Source organism: Leifsonia sp. 10L418, assembly GCF_056395445.1.
In genome coordinates this window covers 31,806-47,620 of the sequence record NZ_JBFTJN010000001.1, presented here as the reverse complement: position 1 = coordinate 47,620, position 15,815 = coordinate 31,806, and the positions used below count along the sequence as shown (strand labels likewise).

Annotated in this window: 13 protein-coding genes; 9 read left to right on the top strand and 4 right to left on the bottom strand. The window is 62.6% G+C overall.

Features of this window, described 5'->3' with window-relative positions; translation table 11 throughout:
* Positions 1-60 precede the first annotated feature (60 nt).
* Positions 61-678 carry a hypothetical protein gene (locus AC1DCF_RS00200; protein ID WP_477209258.1) on the top strand — a complete coding sequence of 206 codons (618 nt, stop codon included), beginning with the start codon at positions 61-63 and terminating at the stop codon, positions 676-678.
* A gap of 2,181 nt (positions 679-2,859) precedes the next feature.
* A complete protein-coding gene (locus tag AC1DCF_RS00195; protein WP_477209257.1) occupies positions 2,860-3,813 on the top strand; it encodes a hypothetical protein in 954 nt (317 codons plus the stop codon).
* A 379-nt stretch (positions 3,814-4,192) separates the two neighbouring features.
* Here the strand turns inward: AC1DCF_RS00195 and AC1DCF_RS00190 are convergent, their stop codons facing one another.
* The 3 genes from AC1DCF_RS00190 to AC1DCF_RS00180 form a co-directional block, all read right to left on the bottom strand.
* On the bottom strand, positions 4,193-6,274 hold the full coding sequence (locus AC1DCF_RS00190; RefSeq protein WP_477209256.1) for a DNA primase family protein: 2,082 nt from the start codon (positions 6,272-6,274) through the stop codon (positions 4,193-4,195).
* Positions 6,274-6,627 (bottom strand): hypothetical protein, encoded by a 354-nt coding sequence (locus tag AC1DCF_RS00185; RefSeq protein ID WP_477209255.1) that lies wholly within the window; start codon positions 6,625-6,627, stop codon positions 6,274-6,276. The genes AC1DCF_RS00190 and AC1DCF_RS00185 overlap by 1 nt, the downstream gene beginning before the upstream one ends.
* A gap of 992 nt (positions 6,628-7,619) precedes the next feature.
* Positions 7,620-9,119, bottom strand: coding sequence for a recombinase family protein (locus AC1DCF_RS00180; RefSeq protein ID WP_477209254.1), 1,500 nt, complete (start codon positions 9,117-9,119; stop codon positions 7,620-7,622).
* 15 nt (positions 9,120-9,134) lie between these two features.
* Between AC1DCF_RS00180 and AC1DCF_RS00175 the strand changes: the two genes are divergently transcribed.
* The 3 genes from AC1DCF_RS00175 (at position 9,135) to AC1DCF_RS00165 (ending at position 11,632) form a co-directional block, all read left to right on the top strand.
* Complete coding sequence (locus AC1DCF_RS00175; protein WP_477209253.1) at positions 9,135-9,536, top strand: DprA-like winged helix domain-containing protein; 402 nt, start codon at positions 9,135-9,137, stop codon at positions 9,534-9,536.
* Between the two features lie 93 nt (positions 9,537-9,629).
* A complete protein-coding gene (locus AC1DCF_RS00170; protein ID WP_477209252.1) occupies positions 9,630-10,697 on the top strand; it encodes a phosphodiesterase in 1,068 nt (355 codons plus the stop codon).
* Positions 10,698-10,699: 2 nt separating this feature from the next.
* Positions 10,700-11,632, top strand: coding sequence for a tyrosine recombinase XerC (locus tag AC1DCF_RS00165; protein WP_477209804.1), 933 nt, complete (start codon positions 10,700-10,702; stop codon positions 11,630-11,632).
* A 53-nt stretch (positions 11,633-11,685) separates the two neighbouring features.
* Here AC1DCF_RS00165 and AC1DCF_RS00160 read toward each other — a convergent pair whose 3' ends face one another.
* Entirely contained in the window at positions 11,686-12,264 is a 579-nt protein-coding gene (locus tag AC1DCF_RS00160) for a M23 family metallopeptidase (protein WP_477209251.1), read from the bottom strand.
* A gap of 350 nt (positions 12,265-12,614) precedes the next feature.
* Between AC1DCF_RS00160 and rpsB the strand changes: the two genes are divergently transcribed.
* The 4 genes from rpsB (at position 12,615) to frr (ending at position 15,813) form a co-directional block, all read left to right on the top strand.
* On the top strand, positions 12,615-13,544 hold the full coding sequence (gene rpsB, locus AC1DCF_RS00155) for a 30S ribosomal protein S2 (RefSeq protein WP_441790444.1): 930 nt from the start codon (positions 12,615-12,617) through the stop codon (positions 13,542-13,544).
* A gap of 11 nt (positions 13,545-13,555) precedes the next feature.
* Positions 13,556-14,383, top strand: a complete 828-nt coding sequence (tsf, locus tag AC1DCF_RS00150) for a translation elongation factor Ts (protein ID WP_477209250.1) — start codon at positions 13,556-13,558, stop codon at positions 14,381-14,383.
* 112 nt (positions 14,384-14,495) lie between these two features.
* Positions 14,496-15,227: a UMP kinase gene (gene pyrH / locus AC1DCF_RS00145; protein ID WP_477209249.1), complete on the top strand. Its 732-nt coding sequence runs from the start codon at positions 14,496-14,498 to the stop codon at positions 15,225-15,227.
* Between the two features lie 31 nt (positions 15,228-15,258).
* The gene (frr, locus tag AC1DCF_RS00140) at positions 15,259-15,813 is read left to right on the top strand and encodes a ribosome recycling factor (RefSeq protein WP_441790447.1); all 555 of its coding nucleotides are present in this window, start codon (positions 15,259-15,261) and stop codon (positions 15,811-15,813) included.
* The last annotated feature ends 2 nt before the right edge of the window (positions 15,814-15,815 follow it).

The following is a 15,815-nucleotide window of genomic DNA, read 5'->3' as shown; positions in this document are numbered from 1 at the left end:
CTCGCATGTGCGCTCTTGATGTCGCGGTCGTTCGTGCTGGCTGGCTGGCATCATGGACGCATGGCACAGCACGGTATTGCGGTTGTTGGGGATGACCTCGAAGCGACCTATCACGTGCGACTACGCGCCGTCCAATGGGCCAGTTCTCTCCTGCGGCAGCTCTCGCACTCGAGCGATCGTGAGGCGGTTTCCATCGCGGCCCATTGGGCGTTGAATGCGGTGTATGACCTTTCGGAGGTCTACTGGCCACTCGTCGCGCCGGAGGTAGTGAAGAATCCCGGGAAGTCAATCGGTGGACAGCTCGGGCGCACGGACCATCTCGCGCAGAGCCAGGCTGGAGAGAAGGTCAGCGCGCTCCTGATCGCCCGAGGTAAGGCAACCCACGAGCTTAGTCTCGTGAGCGAGCTCAGTTCATTTCGGGAGCTGCCCTATGAATTCGCGAAGCTCACCGATTGGGCCTGGGCGCAGCCCACGTGGAAGGAGAATGAACATCTGAAGCGACAGACCAAGTGGTTCAGCACGCACATTGCCGGGCGGGCGCTCTGGGTGCCGATTGACGCGGCGTATTACTGGTTCGCCGATCGCGGTCCCGAGTTCCTAACTGGCGAGAGCCTCACTGGCGCGGTTGATTGGGTCAGCGACCTTGCTCTCGTCTTTCACTCAGTCGAGGAGCGTTAGCAACGCAGATCAGGTGATTGGTGCAACTCGGACGATTACCGACGCGGCCCTTCGGTGCTGAATGTTGGTTGAGCTGGGGAGCGGGGCGTGTGCGGCTTAGGGGCTCTGGCGAGAAGACCTCTGCGCAGAGAGTCCGTTTCTGCGGACTCTCGTGACTAGGTGAGAGGAAACCGCCGTGAAGTAGAAGCCCGCGGCAGGCGCGAGTGCGCCGCGAACGAGCCTGGAATGGCTGGGCGGTGACAACTGCCGTGGAGGGCGGGCAGTCAGCCGTACGTGTGACCTAGACGCATCAGCGTGTCACCATCGGTCGCCACGATTCAGCGAGCATTGACAGTGCTGCGGGTGAGGGACTATCAGAATACGGGCCCCATGTTCGAATTGGCAGGTTTGGACCAGATGTTGTCCACTATTTGACCGGTGAAGGTCAATTATTGGACAAAAGCCGGCGGGGTTTTGGCCACTGATGGCGGCCGGCTCGAGGAGCGCAAAAGCTGGGTAATGTCTGGCCACTTGTTGGCCATTCTCTGTTCTTTTTCGGGCATTCATTGGGCATTGGCTGGCCGCTCACTGGGTTATGGTGCTCAATCCGCCAGGTATCGATGTGTGTGATGCCGGGCGGTCTGCAAGCCCGCCGTTGCGAGGCGCAGTGAGCGCAGAAGTGATGCGCGCGCCTCGAGCTCTGTGTCGAATTCGCTGCTGCGTTGCAGCTGCTCTGTATCGACCCAGGCGACCAACGATCATGTCGACTGTCGTCTCCACGAGGTCGCTACGCGGTAGAACCAGAACAGCCGTGGCCCGGCTGTCGCGAGTCCCGTATCGACCTCCTTGCGTCGATCGAAACGGATGTCCGAGACGAGCTCGGACAGGGCTGAAGTCGCATCAGAAGATACTCGGCATAGCCGAGTATCGCGCTGCTGGGAGCAGAGGCGTCCGCGTAAACGCGGCCGACGACGGGGTCGGAAAGAGCATGGTGACAAAGGCGGTCACCAAGCTCTGCGTCGCTACGCTCCAGGTTGTCACCATGATGCCACTCCGTTCTTAATCATGGTGACAACCAAACCCCGTCTTTCCGGGGCCAAAGGGTGCCTCTGTCACCATCCCAAAGCTTGTCTCCTACGTCGACTGGGATGGAGACAGAGAGAGTGGAACCACCCTTTTTCCCCGATGAAGCAGCAATTATGACCACGATTCTCCGCTGAAGCTCCGAATGCGAGGGAGAAAGGAAAAGGGCATAAGGGGGGATGGCTCCGACCGGCGTTTTCCAATCCGCTGCGCTACTTGGAAATCTTGGTCTGAGGTCGGCACAGCCGACATCCCTTCGGTCGCCCCAGTGACTCTCGCTTCGCTCGGTCTCTGTGTCTTCCTCTCCCAAGTCGCTGCGCTTCTTGGGCCCTTACTTCGTCGCTTCGCTCCTTGCCTTCTCAACATCCCTGCGGGGATGTCTCGCCGGTGCCCACGCCCTCCGCGCGTCCGGGCTGCCGACGCCGTGGCCTCCGCTTCGCTATGGCCTCGGGCGCCGACAGTTGATCCGCACGCCGATCTGTCGTGATCGCGACTTGTTCAGCGAAGAGAACCTCTGTGACCGCCGTCGCGATGGCATCGTCCAGACTTTCGGGCCCTGCGTGCAGGGAGCAAGTCGCCATCCAGTTCGGACGTATCTGACTGGAGGCCCGACGACTCCAGCATGAAGGTCGTGAAAGCAATCACTAGCGAATTCATTCACAGAATCATTTGTCGAAAGAATTCGTGCGCCCGGCCCGCTGGTCCTGTTGGGAGTGACGTAGCCATGCCAAGTCTGCAGCTGGGGTGCCATGGCAAGGAAGGCCCCGGGGCGAATCATTCACTGAACGATTTCCGAAATCATTTATCGAATGATTTCGGGCGTTCAGCCCACCGATATTGGAGACGAGCAACGCCGTGCACCGAAGTCGCAACTGCCGCGACACGCCGAGGAGCGCGCCCTTTTGTTCGTAAACGAGGACATCGCGATCAGGTAGTACGGGCGAAGCCGATGAAGCCAGGGAAACATCTATCCTCAGTGCTCATGAACCGCAACACATCTTCGACGGATCCAAGGGTCCGTGCCTGGGGAGAAAAGAGTTCCAAAGCCCGACAGCTGATTCTCCGCCTTGTCGGAGACATCGACACGGTCAGAGCGATCGTGAACTCGGGTGGCTGCTGGTGAGCGCCCACAGCAGGCCGCTCGTGTTCCAAGCGGAGCGGGACCTAGAGGACTACCTTGAAACCCATCTCTCACCTATTCTTTCGCTTCTCGGACTAGAGGTGATGATAATCGGGAGACAGATTGAGGCGGGGGCCCGACGGGCCATCGATTTGCTTGCCATCGACGCAACCGGTGTCCTCTACATCGTCGAGTTGAAGCTGCACCAAGCCGGCCCAACTGTGACCACTCAGGTGCTTGTCTACCGGCGCTGGATCAAACGGCTCGAAAGAACGGATCTCATTCGTGTGGTTTCTGACGGGCGGCTCCACATCAACCTGGAGACTGCGTTCCGACGGCACTTTGGCCACCCGTTGCCGGAAACTGTGAACGAATCCCAGGTGCTTGTGATCATCGGCGACTCGATCCACCCCGGCGCTGCGACCAGCATCTTGGAACTTAAGGACGAGGGACGTTCGGTCGCAGCGTTTCGCTATGTAGTCCAGTCGGGCGTCGTCAGTCTTGTTCCGTGCTGTCGCGATGACCATGACGTTGACGCGCGGAAATCGCACATCGGGTTTTGGCCGCCGGCATCTCCAGCGCCTCATCGCCCTGCGATGCCAAACACGGCGTCGCCCTACACGGTGTGCATTGACGAAAATTTCCTAGAGTTTTGGCTGACTCAGGCCCAGAGTTTCGTCGGTCCCCTGGTGACTTTCAAAATCTTCTATGAGCGATACCGGAACTGGCGCCACGCGCAAGCGGCCGGAGGCGTGCAGGTGCCGCTCCTTACCCAAGGGTTGTTCGGGCGGCAGCTAGCAGCGATGGCCGGGACATCTGGCGAATGGATGCGCGTCTTCATCGCGCCGGGGAATGAGAACGTCCACGAACCGTTGACTGCCCGGACCTCAGTTCGGACGCATCGCGACGCTGATCACAGGATCGTGGCCTACCAGAGGAACAATGCTGCCTGAGGTAGTGGCGAGCTCAAGTTCCTAGGTGGCTTCATAAGGAAGTCGTGACAGGACGCTTCCGGCGACAATGTAGGTCGCCACACTCAAATGCTTTTACGAGGCTGACAGTCGCTGGCTATCTGAGCGTGCTCCAACCCGTCGTGGACCGTGCTCTCCTCTGCTGCGGATCGCGTACGGGCTGCACAGCGCTGCTCGAGCGCTGCACGGCCCGCGAACGCTGCGGCCCTCACGGGCTCCTTCGCGCTTCTGTCGTACGCGTCTTGCTCGACCCGGACCTCTGCGATCTGTTGAGCTCAAACCTCAGAGCTGCGCCTGTATCCAGCTCAGAGTGGGTGCTGTTCATAAGAATTCCCGGCATCGCTTCCCGACGCGCACCTGATCAGGCCGCTAGATCCGCGTGCGCTGCGAGCGCGGCGTACAGCGCCACGTCCAGATCTCGCGAGTGGCTCAGCACAGCGTCGTCGTAGCGGGGCTGTGACCTGACCTTGCACCCACCGCACATGGAACCCATGCGGCGCATCGCCGCGTGCTCGCGCACGTGCGCCAAGTCAGCCACCCCGTCGTCCTTGACCGCACGGCGCTCCCAGAGGGCCGCGTCCTCGGCGACCAGACGCTTGACCTCCCGCAAGTCCTCCACTTCGGGTCCAGGCGCTCCGGCGGTCTTGAATAGGGGCGCGGACACGCTGGGTGCTGTCAGCGCCGCAGCGGCCGCGGCAGCGGCGCGGGACCGCGCGATCGCTATCCGGTCCCGGAACAGTGCGCCACGGAACTGCTTCTTGTTGTCGAGGGCGTTCCACTTGTGGTCCAGGTCGTACTCTGCGATCAGTGGCTCCTTCGCCATCATGTGAACCGACGCCTTTTTTGCCGTACGAGGGGGGAGAGCGGCCCAATCCCCGCCAGATTCCTTCACTGCGGATCGAATGCTCTCCTCAAAGGTTGAGCGGTCGACCAGCCGGCCGCCCGGCTTGTTGCGCGCGAACCACGCTTTGAACAGCTCGTATAGCAGCTCAAACGGCAGGAGGTCCCATACGCACTCGTCCTTGTGCTCGGCCCAGAACTGGCGCGCTGAATCGTTGTGCAGCTTCGCGTCATTTAGTAGGGCCCGAGTGGCATCGGTTTCACTGAATCCCGTGAATTTCATCTCCAGCGCGCGACGAAGGATGTACTGCAGCACGTCGGGACGGCGCATGTAGACATCTTTGATGTATTTGCGGTCGCGGCCCTCAAACTCCGCCGTCAGCGGGATGAAGAGCCACCGGCGCCACATGCTGTCGGAGTGGTCCCCGAATCGCGGCAGGGCATTCAAACAATGTACCTGCGTACCTTCGAACGTCTCGTTGTAGGGGGGCTTGTACTTCGGGTTCACGAAGTACGACTCACGGGTAGCCAGCATCTTGATCGTCTCCGCGTTTTTCACGAAGTCATTGGTCGCGTTTTCATCGGAGACCACGAGCGACTTGCCGGACAGCAATGGCAGCGTCGCATCTTTGGCCAGCGTTGCCACGCTCGCGCTCAGGGTGTTCGCGTTGCCAGCCAACTCGCAGACCGCACGGATGATCGTTCCTTTTCCGTTGTTGCCGACTGGGTTGTACAGAGCAACTGCCTTGTTTGTGCGGACATTGGGTTGTGCCACCGCTGCGAAGAGCTCCCAGAGCAGCTGCTCCGTCCCAGCGTCGCCGTTGGCGATCGCGAGGATGCCGGAGTCGACGTCCCAGTCAGTGCCGTCCTCGTCGTTATGGATCAACGGGTTCTGTGCGTCGGGAACGTAGGCGATGGGTACGCGACTGAGGAACACGCGGTCCGGGGAAAACGGGTGCAGCTCGCCTGTCGCGCGGTGATAGTCGCCATTGGCAACAGCGGCCCACTCGTGGCTTGTCCCATGCCGCATGTGAGGCGCGTGCACACGCAGCGCAGCCATCATGTCCTTCTGGAACTGCAAGCCGCCGTTGGCATACCTGGCAGCAGCGGCAGCGATCGCGTCGGTGCTATTAAGGTAGACCCCGCTCTGCGGGCGGTAGATGACCAGAGGGTCGTTATCATTCGGAATCGCGTCCTCGTCGTGCGAGGGGATGAGCCTCACCACGCGATGCAGAACAGCGAGTATCTGAGCGACCTGACTGTGCGACAGCGTGCGAAGCAGTTGTAGCTGGTTCTTTGAGTTTGCGTCGGCGTTCTTGCCGACCTCTGCGACGCGGCCCGCGTTCTCGATGCGAAGCTCTTTGTTCGTCAAGTCGAGTAAGTCCGCCTCGATCTGTCGCGGGTGCGGCGGGCAGTCTGGATTTAGGGAGGCGAGATGCTTGGTCGCGACTGATTCGACGATTGCGTTGTAGGTGCGCGGCCATAATGGCCCGGCCGGACCTGATCCGGTAGAATTCTCGGTAGCGCCGGCAAACGCTTCTGGGTCCGCTCCACCTTCGGTGGGGCGGATTCTTTCTTCTGGGGATAGTGAGTTCACGGTCATCACGCCACCCCCTTGAGGCGGGCAGCGATGCGGTCGCACTGCTCGTCGGAGAGCGGGCCGCTGAACGCGAGTACACGGTTGGCCGCGATCTCCAGCTCGGCGATGGCGGCGCTAGCTCGGTCGGTCGAGACCTTCACGCGCTCGAGCGCTTCGAGCGCTGAGAGGCGCACGTAGTACTTGATGCCGACGCGCTCGTGGGGGAGCCTGCCGTCCTTAACGCGGCGGCGGATGGTGTACATAGATCCGAAGCGGCGATCGCCGCGCTCGTTGCGGATCTCTGACGCCTCGGCGAAGTCGAGAAGAGCATCGTTAGTTGCTGCGGAGGGCCGCAGGATGGTAATCGTAGGGGGCATGGTCAACCTCAAAAGTTTCGTAACTTTCAAGGGACCGAGTCGCCGAACCTATTAGGGGTTACTTGGCGGTCGTGCACCGACGGTGCGCGTCCTCTCGTAAAACGAACGTCGAGGTGATGTTGCCAGTGCACTTCGAGGGTGTTCTCTGCCCTTAATTCATTCGGGCCATGAACATTCTACTTAGGCATGCATAGCAACTCACGCGATTTGGCTGGTCGGCGTGTCGCTGAGCCCCACATATTCACTGCCGGGAACCGCTCGTCCGGGACGCGTTCAGGGAAGCGGCGAGGGCCCGTCCTGGCCTGCATCGGCACTGGGGTGACACGGGTGACGGGCTGTCACCCGCCTCGTCACCCGCCGTTTGGCCGAGATATCAACGTTCCGAGGGCGCCGGGTGACTGGGTGACACTCAAGCTCGAAACTCTATATAGGGAGAACGAAATAATGGCCGGTTCTGAAATCCCTTCATATAGTCAAAAAAAGTTGTCACCCTGTCACCCAAGCAGCAAAGTCCGTGGAATATCGCGGCAGAACCGGGTGACAGGTTGGGTGACAAGCGGGTGACAGAGCGACCGCTCCGTCACCCGGTCCGCCACCACCCCATGAACTCCTTTCCGGCGAGCATAGCCACGGCCTCCGGGTGCGCAGGCGTCTGTGCCGCCCCTTCCCTGTGCAATGAGAGCGCAGCCAGCCGGGCTGGAGGAACTCTTGGCGGCACAGATCGCCGCGCAGCAGCGGCCGGCCGGATGCCGGCCGAGCAGGCTTTCCTCTGTGTGCCGCTGCTGTGGCCATTTCGCCTCACCTGGCACCTCATGCAGATCCTCGCGCGATCTCCGCCCGATAGAGATGTCGTGCAGTCAGCCCGCCGACGTCCCGAATTCGACGCCTTGCCAGGGTTGGTCCCCCTTCCCCAGCCGCCCATTAGCGAGCAAGGCTGCCATGGTCGGGGCTTGCCGCCCCGGCAGTGACGATCGGCTGCCTCAGAAAACGCTTCAGTCCTCCGGCAGTTCCCATTCGATGCGCATAAGTGCCCACGCCCGCTCGGTGTACTTCGCCCCAGTCTCAGGATCGATGCTGCGTGCGCCCTTGCTCGCAGGCTTGATCGTAAGCCGCAGACCGAGATCGGAGATGATGCGCCGCCGCTCCAACACCGCCAGTGAGTCCCACCTTTCGGGGAGGGACTCGGCCAGCCGAATGTCGCTTAGCGGCGACTCTGCCCTGATAGTGGCGAGCTTCGCAAGGGTGCGCCCGAGGCGCTCGCTCAGATCGGCGAGTTTCTCGCGGGCTTTTGCCTTGTCGATGAGTCCCTCGCCGACCAGTTCCATGACGTCATCGCGTCGCCGCTGGAGGTCGGCGACTTCATCTTGTAGTGGGATGGCGTCGTCGCTTGGGCGTATCGCTTTCACGACGCGCTCGTCCGCCAGCTTCTTCAGCACTACCATCCTCACGAGCGCGTCGACATACTCCCCGCGGATTGATGCGCAGTGCTTGTCGACGCAGACGTACGTGGTCGTCTTGGCACGAGTACCATCCTCGCGCAAGACTGGCACACGAACGGGGTTGCCCTTCGCGTTCAGTCTGTTGGTCCGGGTCCTTAGGTCTTGAGCGTGACTGAACATCTGCCCGCCGCACACGCCGCACGTGAGCATCCCGCTCATTAGGTGCTTCGGCGTCACCGCCCACGAGCGCTTCCTTTTGCGATTGAGCTTCAGCTCTCGAAAGTCCTTCCACTGCCGAGCAGTCAGGATTGGCTCCCACTGGATCTTCTTGCCCTCGTCGAGGTCGACCTCCTGGCCTTTGTACGTGGGGATGCCGCCGTAGTGCGAGTTCTCCAGCAGCCGCTGGACACGTCCCCCAATCCACTTGTCACCGAGCAGCGGCTTAATGCCGCGCGTATTCCAGTCGATCGCGAGCCGGCGGTAGCTCGCGCCCTTGAGCACGCGCTCGTACCCCTCCTGGATGACCGCAGCCTCCGCGGGCACCTGCACGATCTTCCCACCGATCCTTTCGTAGCCGAAGGGCCGGAGGCTGAACTGCCAGTGGCCGTGCTCGGCGAGCTGTTGGTTCTTGGATAGCTGGCGAAGTCGTTTCTGTTCGCCCTCGTATTGCGACCACGCGGCGACTGTGCGGGCGACGGCCCGTCCAGCCGGCGAGGCAAGGTCCAGACCGTTCTCCGCTGAGGCTACGAAGTACACAGGGATGCCGACGTCGATGACGCGCTCCAAGTCCTTCGTCAGACGCAACAGGCGATCCTGGTGCCACGCGACGATTGCGTTAGGTTTTGCCGCGAGCATGGCCTCGAAACCGGGACGCGGTCTGCCTGTAGTCGCGCTCTGATCATTGTCGCTGTAGACATGCTCGACCTTGAGATTCAGCTTCTTCGCTAGCTTCCGGCAGTCCTTTTCGTGCCGCTCGACGCCCAGTTCCTCGCCGCTTCGATCCTGCGACATGCGCACGTAGATGACGCAGCTTGCTTGATCAATTTTTGCCATAGCAAGAGGATATCCTTGAACAACCCTGCAGGGCATGCGGCCGCGCTGGGGAGGCCGCTCGGCGCGGTTCCCGGCCCTGTCACGAGCCCGACGTCAAGCGGATGTCACCGGCTGATCCGCGAGTACGACGCAATCTGTGTCACGAACGCCGCCGAGATGGCGGAACTCGTCGGTTCGATGACCCAGGTGATGTTTGAATTCGCCGACGATGGCGCACCGCAGGGGGCCATCGGTTCCGGGCGCACGAGTGAGCAAGTCCGCGTGTTCGATGCACTCAGCACCCGGGCGCCTCGCCCCATCCCCGACATTGCGCGCCGCGCCGGGTTGTCGACCGGATCCGTGATCGGAGCGCTCGGCACGCTCGACATGGAGGGGGCGGTGCGGCGGCGGGAGTCCGGCTGGGTACGGGCGAGGTAGTGGGGAGGGCGGGGGAGTTCCGGCGCTCATCGGCCCGGTTCCGTGCGCTGTCGGTGCAGCCGTTTAGTCTGGAGCCGAGGGCGAAAGGACACCATGAAACCAGAGCTTCCGCAGTTCGGCCAGTGCCCGCCGGCGACGAGCCTGATCGTGCACCTGAGCGACACCCATTTTCTCGCCGACGGAGCGGCGCTCTACGGCTCCGTCGACACCGACGGCACCGTCATCCAGGCCATGGCGCAACTCGAGCGTTCGGGGATGCGCCCTGACGCGATCGTCTTAACTGGGGACATCGCCGACCGCGGTCAGGCGGATGCCTACCTGCGGGTTCGCGAGATCATCGAAGCGACGGCCGAGCGGCTCGGGTCCACCGTCGTCTGGGTGATGGGCAACCACGATGATCGCGGCGCATTCCGCTCGACGCTCCTACGTGAAGCCGCGCCAGACAAGAGCTCCGACTCCACAGGATCGGTTTCGGCAAGCTCAGTGGAACGCCGTTCCACCGACGAATCCGCCGTCGACGAATCCGCCGTCGACGAATCCGCCATCGACCACTCCGTCAACGATCAGTCCTCGCTGGAACGGCATTCCATCGACCAGCGCGTCGAACACCCGGTCGATCAGGTCTTCGACATCGACGGCCTGCGGATTATCGCTCTCGACACGAGCGTGCCCGGATACCACCACGGTGAACTCACTCCTGAGCAGCTTGAGTGGCTCGCCGACATTCTTCGCACGCCCGCCGCGCGCGGAACCCTGCTCGCTCTGCACCACCCGCCGGTGCCAACCCCGCTGCCGCTGATGAACATCCTGGAACTGCGTGAGCAGCAGCGACTCGCCGACATCGTCGCGGGCAGCGACATTCGCGCAATCTTGGGCGGCCACCTCCACTACGCGACGACGGGCCTGTTCGCCGGAATCCCCGTTTCGGTCGCGGCGGCCACCTGCTACACGATGGATTTGAGCGCTCCGATCCGTGAGCTCACCGGCGTCGCCGGAGGCACGTCCCTCAACCTCGTGCATATTTACGATGATCAAGTCGTGCACTCCGTGGTACCGATCGGTGCATTCGACATCGCGACCCGATTCCCCGCGGGATACCTCGACCAGATGGAAGCGCTGAGTGCCGAAGGCCGGCTCGAAGCGTTCTCCCGTCAGTCGTGACGATGCACGCCCAGATCGAGCAGTACCTGCTGTACCTCACTCTTGAACGCGGCTTCTCGGAGCACACCGTCCGGGCCTATCGGACCGACTTGCGGCAGCTCGCCTCGTTTGCGGCCGAGCACGCCGTGGACTCGACCGATGGGATCACGCTTGAGCTGCTCCGTGACTGGGTCTGGGCGAGCAGCCAGGCGGGACTGGCCAAAGCGACGTTGTCGCGTCGGGCGGCATCGGTGCGCAGTTTCACCGCCTGGCTCGCGCAGACCGGTGCGCTGCCGAATGACCCGGGTGTGCGGTTGAAATCGCCGAAACCCGGCCGACCGCTGCCGCGCGTGATCAACCGGGTGCAGATGCAGGAAGTGCTGGCGTCGCTGGAGCTTCACGCATCGACGGGGGAGCCGAACGCCCTGCGCGATCTTGCCGTGGTCGAACTGCTCTACGCCTCGGCCCTGCGCGTGTCCGAGCTGGTCGGCCTCGACATCGCGGATGTGGATCTCGACCACCTCACCGTGCGAGTGACCGGCAAAGGCTCGAAGGAACGAGTGGTGCCGTTCGGGGTTCCGGCACTCTCGGCGATTGTCGACTACCTGCGCCGAGCACGCCCGGCCCTGGCCTCGGCCGCACTGACTGAGCGTTCCGCCTCGGCGCCGCAGCCCGCTCACAACGCGCTCTTTCTCGGCACGCAACGGAAGCGACTCGGTGTGCGGGCTGTCTACCGCGTGGTGGCCGGCCTGGTTGCCGACCTGCCCGGAACCGGCCCAGCCGGGCCGCACGCCCTGCGTCACACGGCGGCGACACATCTGCTCGACGGTGGAGCCGACTTGCGCGCCGTTCAAGAGCTTCTCGGGCACGCGAGCCTCGGCACCACCCAGATATACACCCATGTCTCCACGGAACGATTGAAACAGACCTACCTCACGGCGCATCCGCGGGCCTGATTTGCGGCGTCGACTCTGCGGCGTCAACTCTCGAGTGTCTGGTGCCCACGGTGCTACCGCGCATCGCGCGGCAAGAGCACGGCGCGGGGGACTCCGCCCAGCATCGTCAGAGGTGATAGATACTGGCCGTGCAAACGCACCCCGAAGTGAAAGCAACCCGGAACGCAATGAACGCCGGCTCCGCCCGTGAACGTGACCGTGCCGATCTGCTGACCGGCGCTCACCCGGTCGCCGACCGCGACACTCGCTTCGACCGGCTCGAAACTCGACCGGAGGTCGCCGGCATGATCGATCGCAATGACGGGGCGATCGACGACGACGCCGGCAAAGCTGACGGTGCCGTCGAACGGCGCGAGCACCGCCGTGCCCGGCTCGGCCGTCAGGTCGATGCCGCGGTGCCCAGCCGCATAGGGCGTCGGGGGCGCAATATAGGGGGCGCTGATCTCGATGGGTAGTCCTCGCGGCCACTCCCATCTCTCTGCAACGTCGATCCGCACGAACTGAGCGGAGTAGACGGGCGTGGGCTGCGGAGGAGCAGTGATCGGAGCAGGGGCCAGAGGCGTTCCGGCAACCGCACCGGTGCACACCGGAACCACGAGAACAATCCTGATCAATCGAGTAATGAGCTGCATGCCTCAACCGTGCCGAGCGCGGGGACGGGGAGGCGGGCCGAGTGCGCATCCGTGGAGAAGCTCACCGGCGCCCGGCTGTGTAGAGATCAGGCGTGTCGTGATCCGGGGTGCAGTGACCAGCCGTGCAGAGGCAATCGGGGCGGCGCGGAGGTGATAGAGTTTTCGAAGCATCCCGGTGATTCGGGATGACTACGCGTGCCCACTCGGCTCCAACATCCACTCGGTCCTGACATCTTCTCGATGTTTGGCGGATGCGTGCCGGGCACCAGGAGTGGTGATCGACCGATCACCGCGCAAACCGATTGGCGTGCGCCGGCTTTGCCGCGTGCGTCGGATAAGGAGAACGGCTCATGGCCGTCGTAACAATCCGCCAGATGCTCGACAGTGGCGTCCACTTCGGGCACCAGACCCGTCGTTGGAACCCGAAGATGAAGCGCTTCATCTTCACCGAGCGCTCGGGCATCTACATCATTGACCTGCAGCAGTCGCTAGCATTCGTCGACAAGGCCTACGACTTCGTCAAGGAGACGGTTGCCCACGGTGGCACCATCCTCTTCGTCGGCACCAAGAAGCAGGCTCAGGAGTCCATCTCCGAGCAGGCAACGCGCGTCGGCCAGCCCTACGTCAACCAGCGCTGGCTCGGTGGCCTCCTCACCAACTTCCAGACCGTTTCCAAGCGTCTTGCACGCATGAAGGAACTGGAAGAGCTGGACTTCGAAGACACCGCGAAGAGCGGTTTCACGAAGAAGGAACTGCTCATCAAGAAGCGCGAGCTCGTCAAGCTTCACAAGAGCCTCGGCGGTATCCGCAACCTCACGAAGACGCCGTCGGCGCTGTGGGTTGTTGACACCAACAAGGAGCACCTCGCCATCGACGAAGCCAAGAAGCTTGGCATCCCCGTCATCGCGATCCTCGACACCAACTGCGACCCCGATGACGTTCAGTACCCGATCCCGGGCAACGACGACGCCATCCGCTCCGTTGGCCTGCTGACCCGCATCATCGCGGACGCCGCAGCCGAGGGCCTCATCCAGCGTCACCAGAAGCCCGAAGAGGGTGCAGAGGTTGAGCCGCTGGCGGCTTGGGAAGCTGAGCTTCTCCAGACGTCGGAGATCATCGACGCTGACACCACCCCGGCACAGTCCTCCGCCGAGACCGCCAAGGTCGCCGACGTTGCTGTTGCAGCCGCTGAAGCCGACTTCGTCGAAGGCGAAGTTGCTGCTGTTGTTGCAGAAGACGCCGCTGTTGTTGCAGCAGACGCTGCTGACGAGACCAAGTAAGGAACCCCCACATGGCAAGCATCAGCCTCGCTGACGTCAAGGCTCTGCGCGAGCGTCTTGGCACGGGCATGGTCGACACCAAGAACGCCCTCGTCGAAGCCGACGGCGACATGGAGAAGGCCGTCGAAATCCTGCGTCTCAAGGGTGCAAAGGGCAACGCCAAGCGCGCTGACCGTTCCACCTCTGAGGGCCTCGTGGCCGCCAAGGAAATCGGCAACATCGCAACCATGATCGAGCTCGCTTGCGAGACCGACTTCGTTGCAAAGGGTGACAAGTTTGTCGCACTGTCCGAGAAGGTTCTGGACGCGGTTGCCGCTGCCAGCGCCACCTCGGTCGAAGAAGGCCTCGCTGCTCCCGCCGGCACCGCCGACGTCGCAACGTTGATCAACGACGAGGCAGCAATCCTCGGCGAGAAGATCGAACTGCGTCGCGTCGCATCCGTCACGGGTGAGAAGTTCGCGATCTACCTGCACAAGACCAGCAAGGACCTGCCCCCGCAGGTCGGCGTTGTGGTCGGCTACTCCGGTGATGACGCTGAGACGGCGCGCAGCGTTGCTCAGCACATCTCGTTCGCGAACCCCGAGTACCTGACTCGCGAAGACGTTCCTGCCGAAGCCGTTGAGGCCGAGCGCAAGATCGTGACCGAGATCTCGAAGAACGAAGGCAAGCCGGAAGCGGCACTGCCCAAGATCGTCGAAGGTCGCGTCAACGCGTTCTTCAAGCAGGTATCACTGCTCGAGCAGGACTACGCCAAGGACAACAAGTTGTCAGTGGCCAAGGTTCTCTCCGACGCAGGACTGACCGTGTCGGGCTTCGCCCGATTCAAGGTCGGCGCCTAAGTCAGAACTTGAGGGAGACCGGATAGCGTAAGCGATCCGGTCTCCCTTTTCTGTGCGCACAGCGCTGCGCCCAGTAGCTTTATCATCAAGATCAATGGAAGGACTCCCACGCATGTCAGAAACAGGCCAGGGCCAGACAATCAAGAAGCGCAGGGTACTCCTCAAGCTGTCCGGAGAGGCGTTCGGCGCCGGCGGACTCGGCGTCAACCCCGACGTCGTCAGTGCCCTCGCGCGTGAGATCGCCGAAGCCGCCAAGACAGTCGAGATCGCCATTGTCGTCGGTGGAGGAAACTTCTTCCGCGGCGCGGAACTCTCCCAGCGGGGGATGGACCGTGGCCGTGCCGACTACATGGGCATGCTCGGCACAGTGATGAACGCTCTCGCTCTGCAGGACTTCCTCGAGCAGGCCGGCGCTGAAACTCGCGTGCAGTCCGCTATTGCCATGACCCAGGTTGCCGAGCCCTACATTCCCCGTCGCGCAGAGCGCCACCTGGAGAAGGGCCGCGTCGTCATCTTCGGCGCCGGCGCCGGACTGCCCTACTTCTCGACCGACACCGTTGCCGCGCAGCGCGCGCTCGAGATTGCTGCCGACGTGGTGCTGGTGGCGAAGAACGGTGTCGACGGCGTGTACTCCGACGACCCCCGCACCAACCCCGATGCGCACAAGATCGACGCCATCACCTACCAGGACGCCTTGCAGCGTGGACTCAAGGTCGTCGACTCGACGGCTTTCAGCCTCTGCATGGACAACGGGATGCCGATGCAGGTCTTCGGCATGGCGCCGGACGGCAACGTCACCGCTGCCATCCTCGGCGCCAACCTCGGCACCCTCGTCTCCAACTAAGATTAGTGAAGCCCACACAGAAGGAGTTCCCGTGATCACGGATGTTCTGTCCGACGCCACCTCACGCATGAGCAAGGCGCTCGAAGCCGCAAAAGACGACTTCGGAACCGTGCGTACCGGTCGTGCAAACCCTCAGTTGTTCTCCAAGATCATGGTGAGCTACTACGGCACGCCGACCCCGTTGAACCAGCTTGCCGCATTGCAGAACCAGGAAGCCCGCACGCTTCTGATCACCCCGTATGACAAGGGTGCCCTGCGCGACATCGAGCAGGCAATCCGCGACACCCCGAACCTGGGGGCCAACGTCGGAAACGACGGCGCCGTCATCCGCGCGTCACTGCCGGAGCTCACCCAGGACCGCCGCAAAGAGTTCGTGAAGATTGTGCGCACCAAGGGTGAAGACGCCAAGGTGTCGGTGCGCAACATCCGTCGCAAGGCGAAGGATGAGCTCGACGCGCTGAAGAGCGAGGTCGGCGACGACGAAGTGGCGCGCGCCGAGAAGGAGCTCGAGCAGATCACGAAGACACACGTCGACGCGATCGACGATGCTCTGAAGCGCAAGGAAACCGAACTCCTCGAGATCTAGGG

Bases quoted from the DNA above. Each gene is read 5' to 3' on its own strand.
- AC1DCF_RS00200 (WP_477209258.1), top strand. From the start codon at position 61: ATGGCACAGCACGGTATTGCGGTTGTTGGGGATGACCTCGAAGCGACC.
- AC1DCF_RS00190 (WP_477209256.1), bottom strand. From the start codon at position 6,274: ATGACCGTGAACTCACTATCCCCAGAAGAAAGAATCCGCCCCACCGAA.
- AC1DCF_RS00185 (WP_477209255.1), bottom strand. From the start codon at position 6,627: ATGCCCCCTACGATTACCATCCTGCGGCCCTCCGCAGCAACTAACGAT.
- AC1DCF_RS00180 (WP_477209254.1), bottom strand. From the start codon at position 9,119: ATGGCAAAAATTGATCAAGCAAGCTGCGTCATCTACGTGCGCATGTCG.
- AC1DCF_RS00170 (WP_477209252.1), top strand. From the start codon at position 9,630: ATGAAACCAGAGCTTCCGCAGTTCGGCCAGTGCCCGCCGGCGACGAGC.
- AC1DCF_RS00165 (WP_477209804.1), top strand. From the start codon at position 10,700: ATGCACGCCCAGATCGAGCAGTACCTGCTGTACCTCACTCTTGAACGC.
- AC1DCF_RS00160 (WP_477209251.1), bottom strand. From the start codon at position 12,264: ATGCAGCTCATTACTCGATTGATCAGGATTGTTCTCGTGGTTCCGGTG.
- rpsB (WP_441790444.1), top strand. From the start codon at position 12,615: ATGGCCGTCGTAACAATCCGCCAGATGCTCGACAGTGGCGTCCACTTC.
- tsf (WP_477209250.1), top strand. From the start codon at position 13,556: ATGGCAAGCATCAGCCTCGCTGACGTCAAGGCTCTGCGCGAGCGTCTT.
- pyrH (WP_477209249.1), top strand. From the start codon at position 14,496: ATGTCAGAAACAGGCCAGGGCCAGACAATCAAGAAGCGCAGGGTACTC.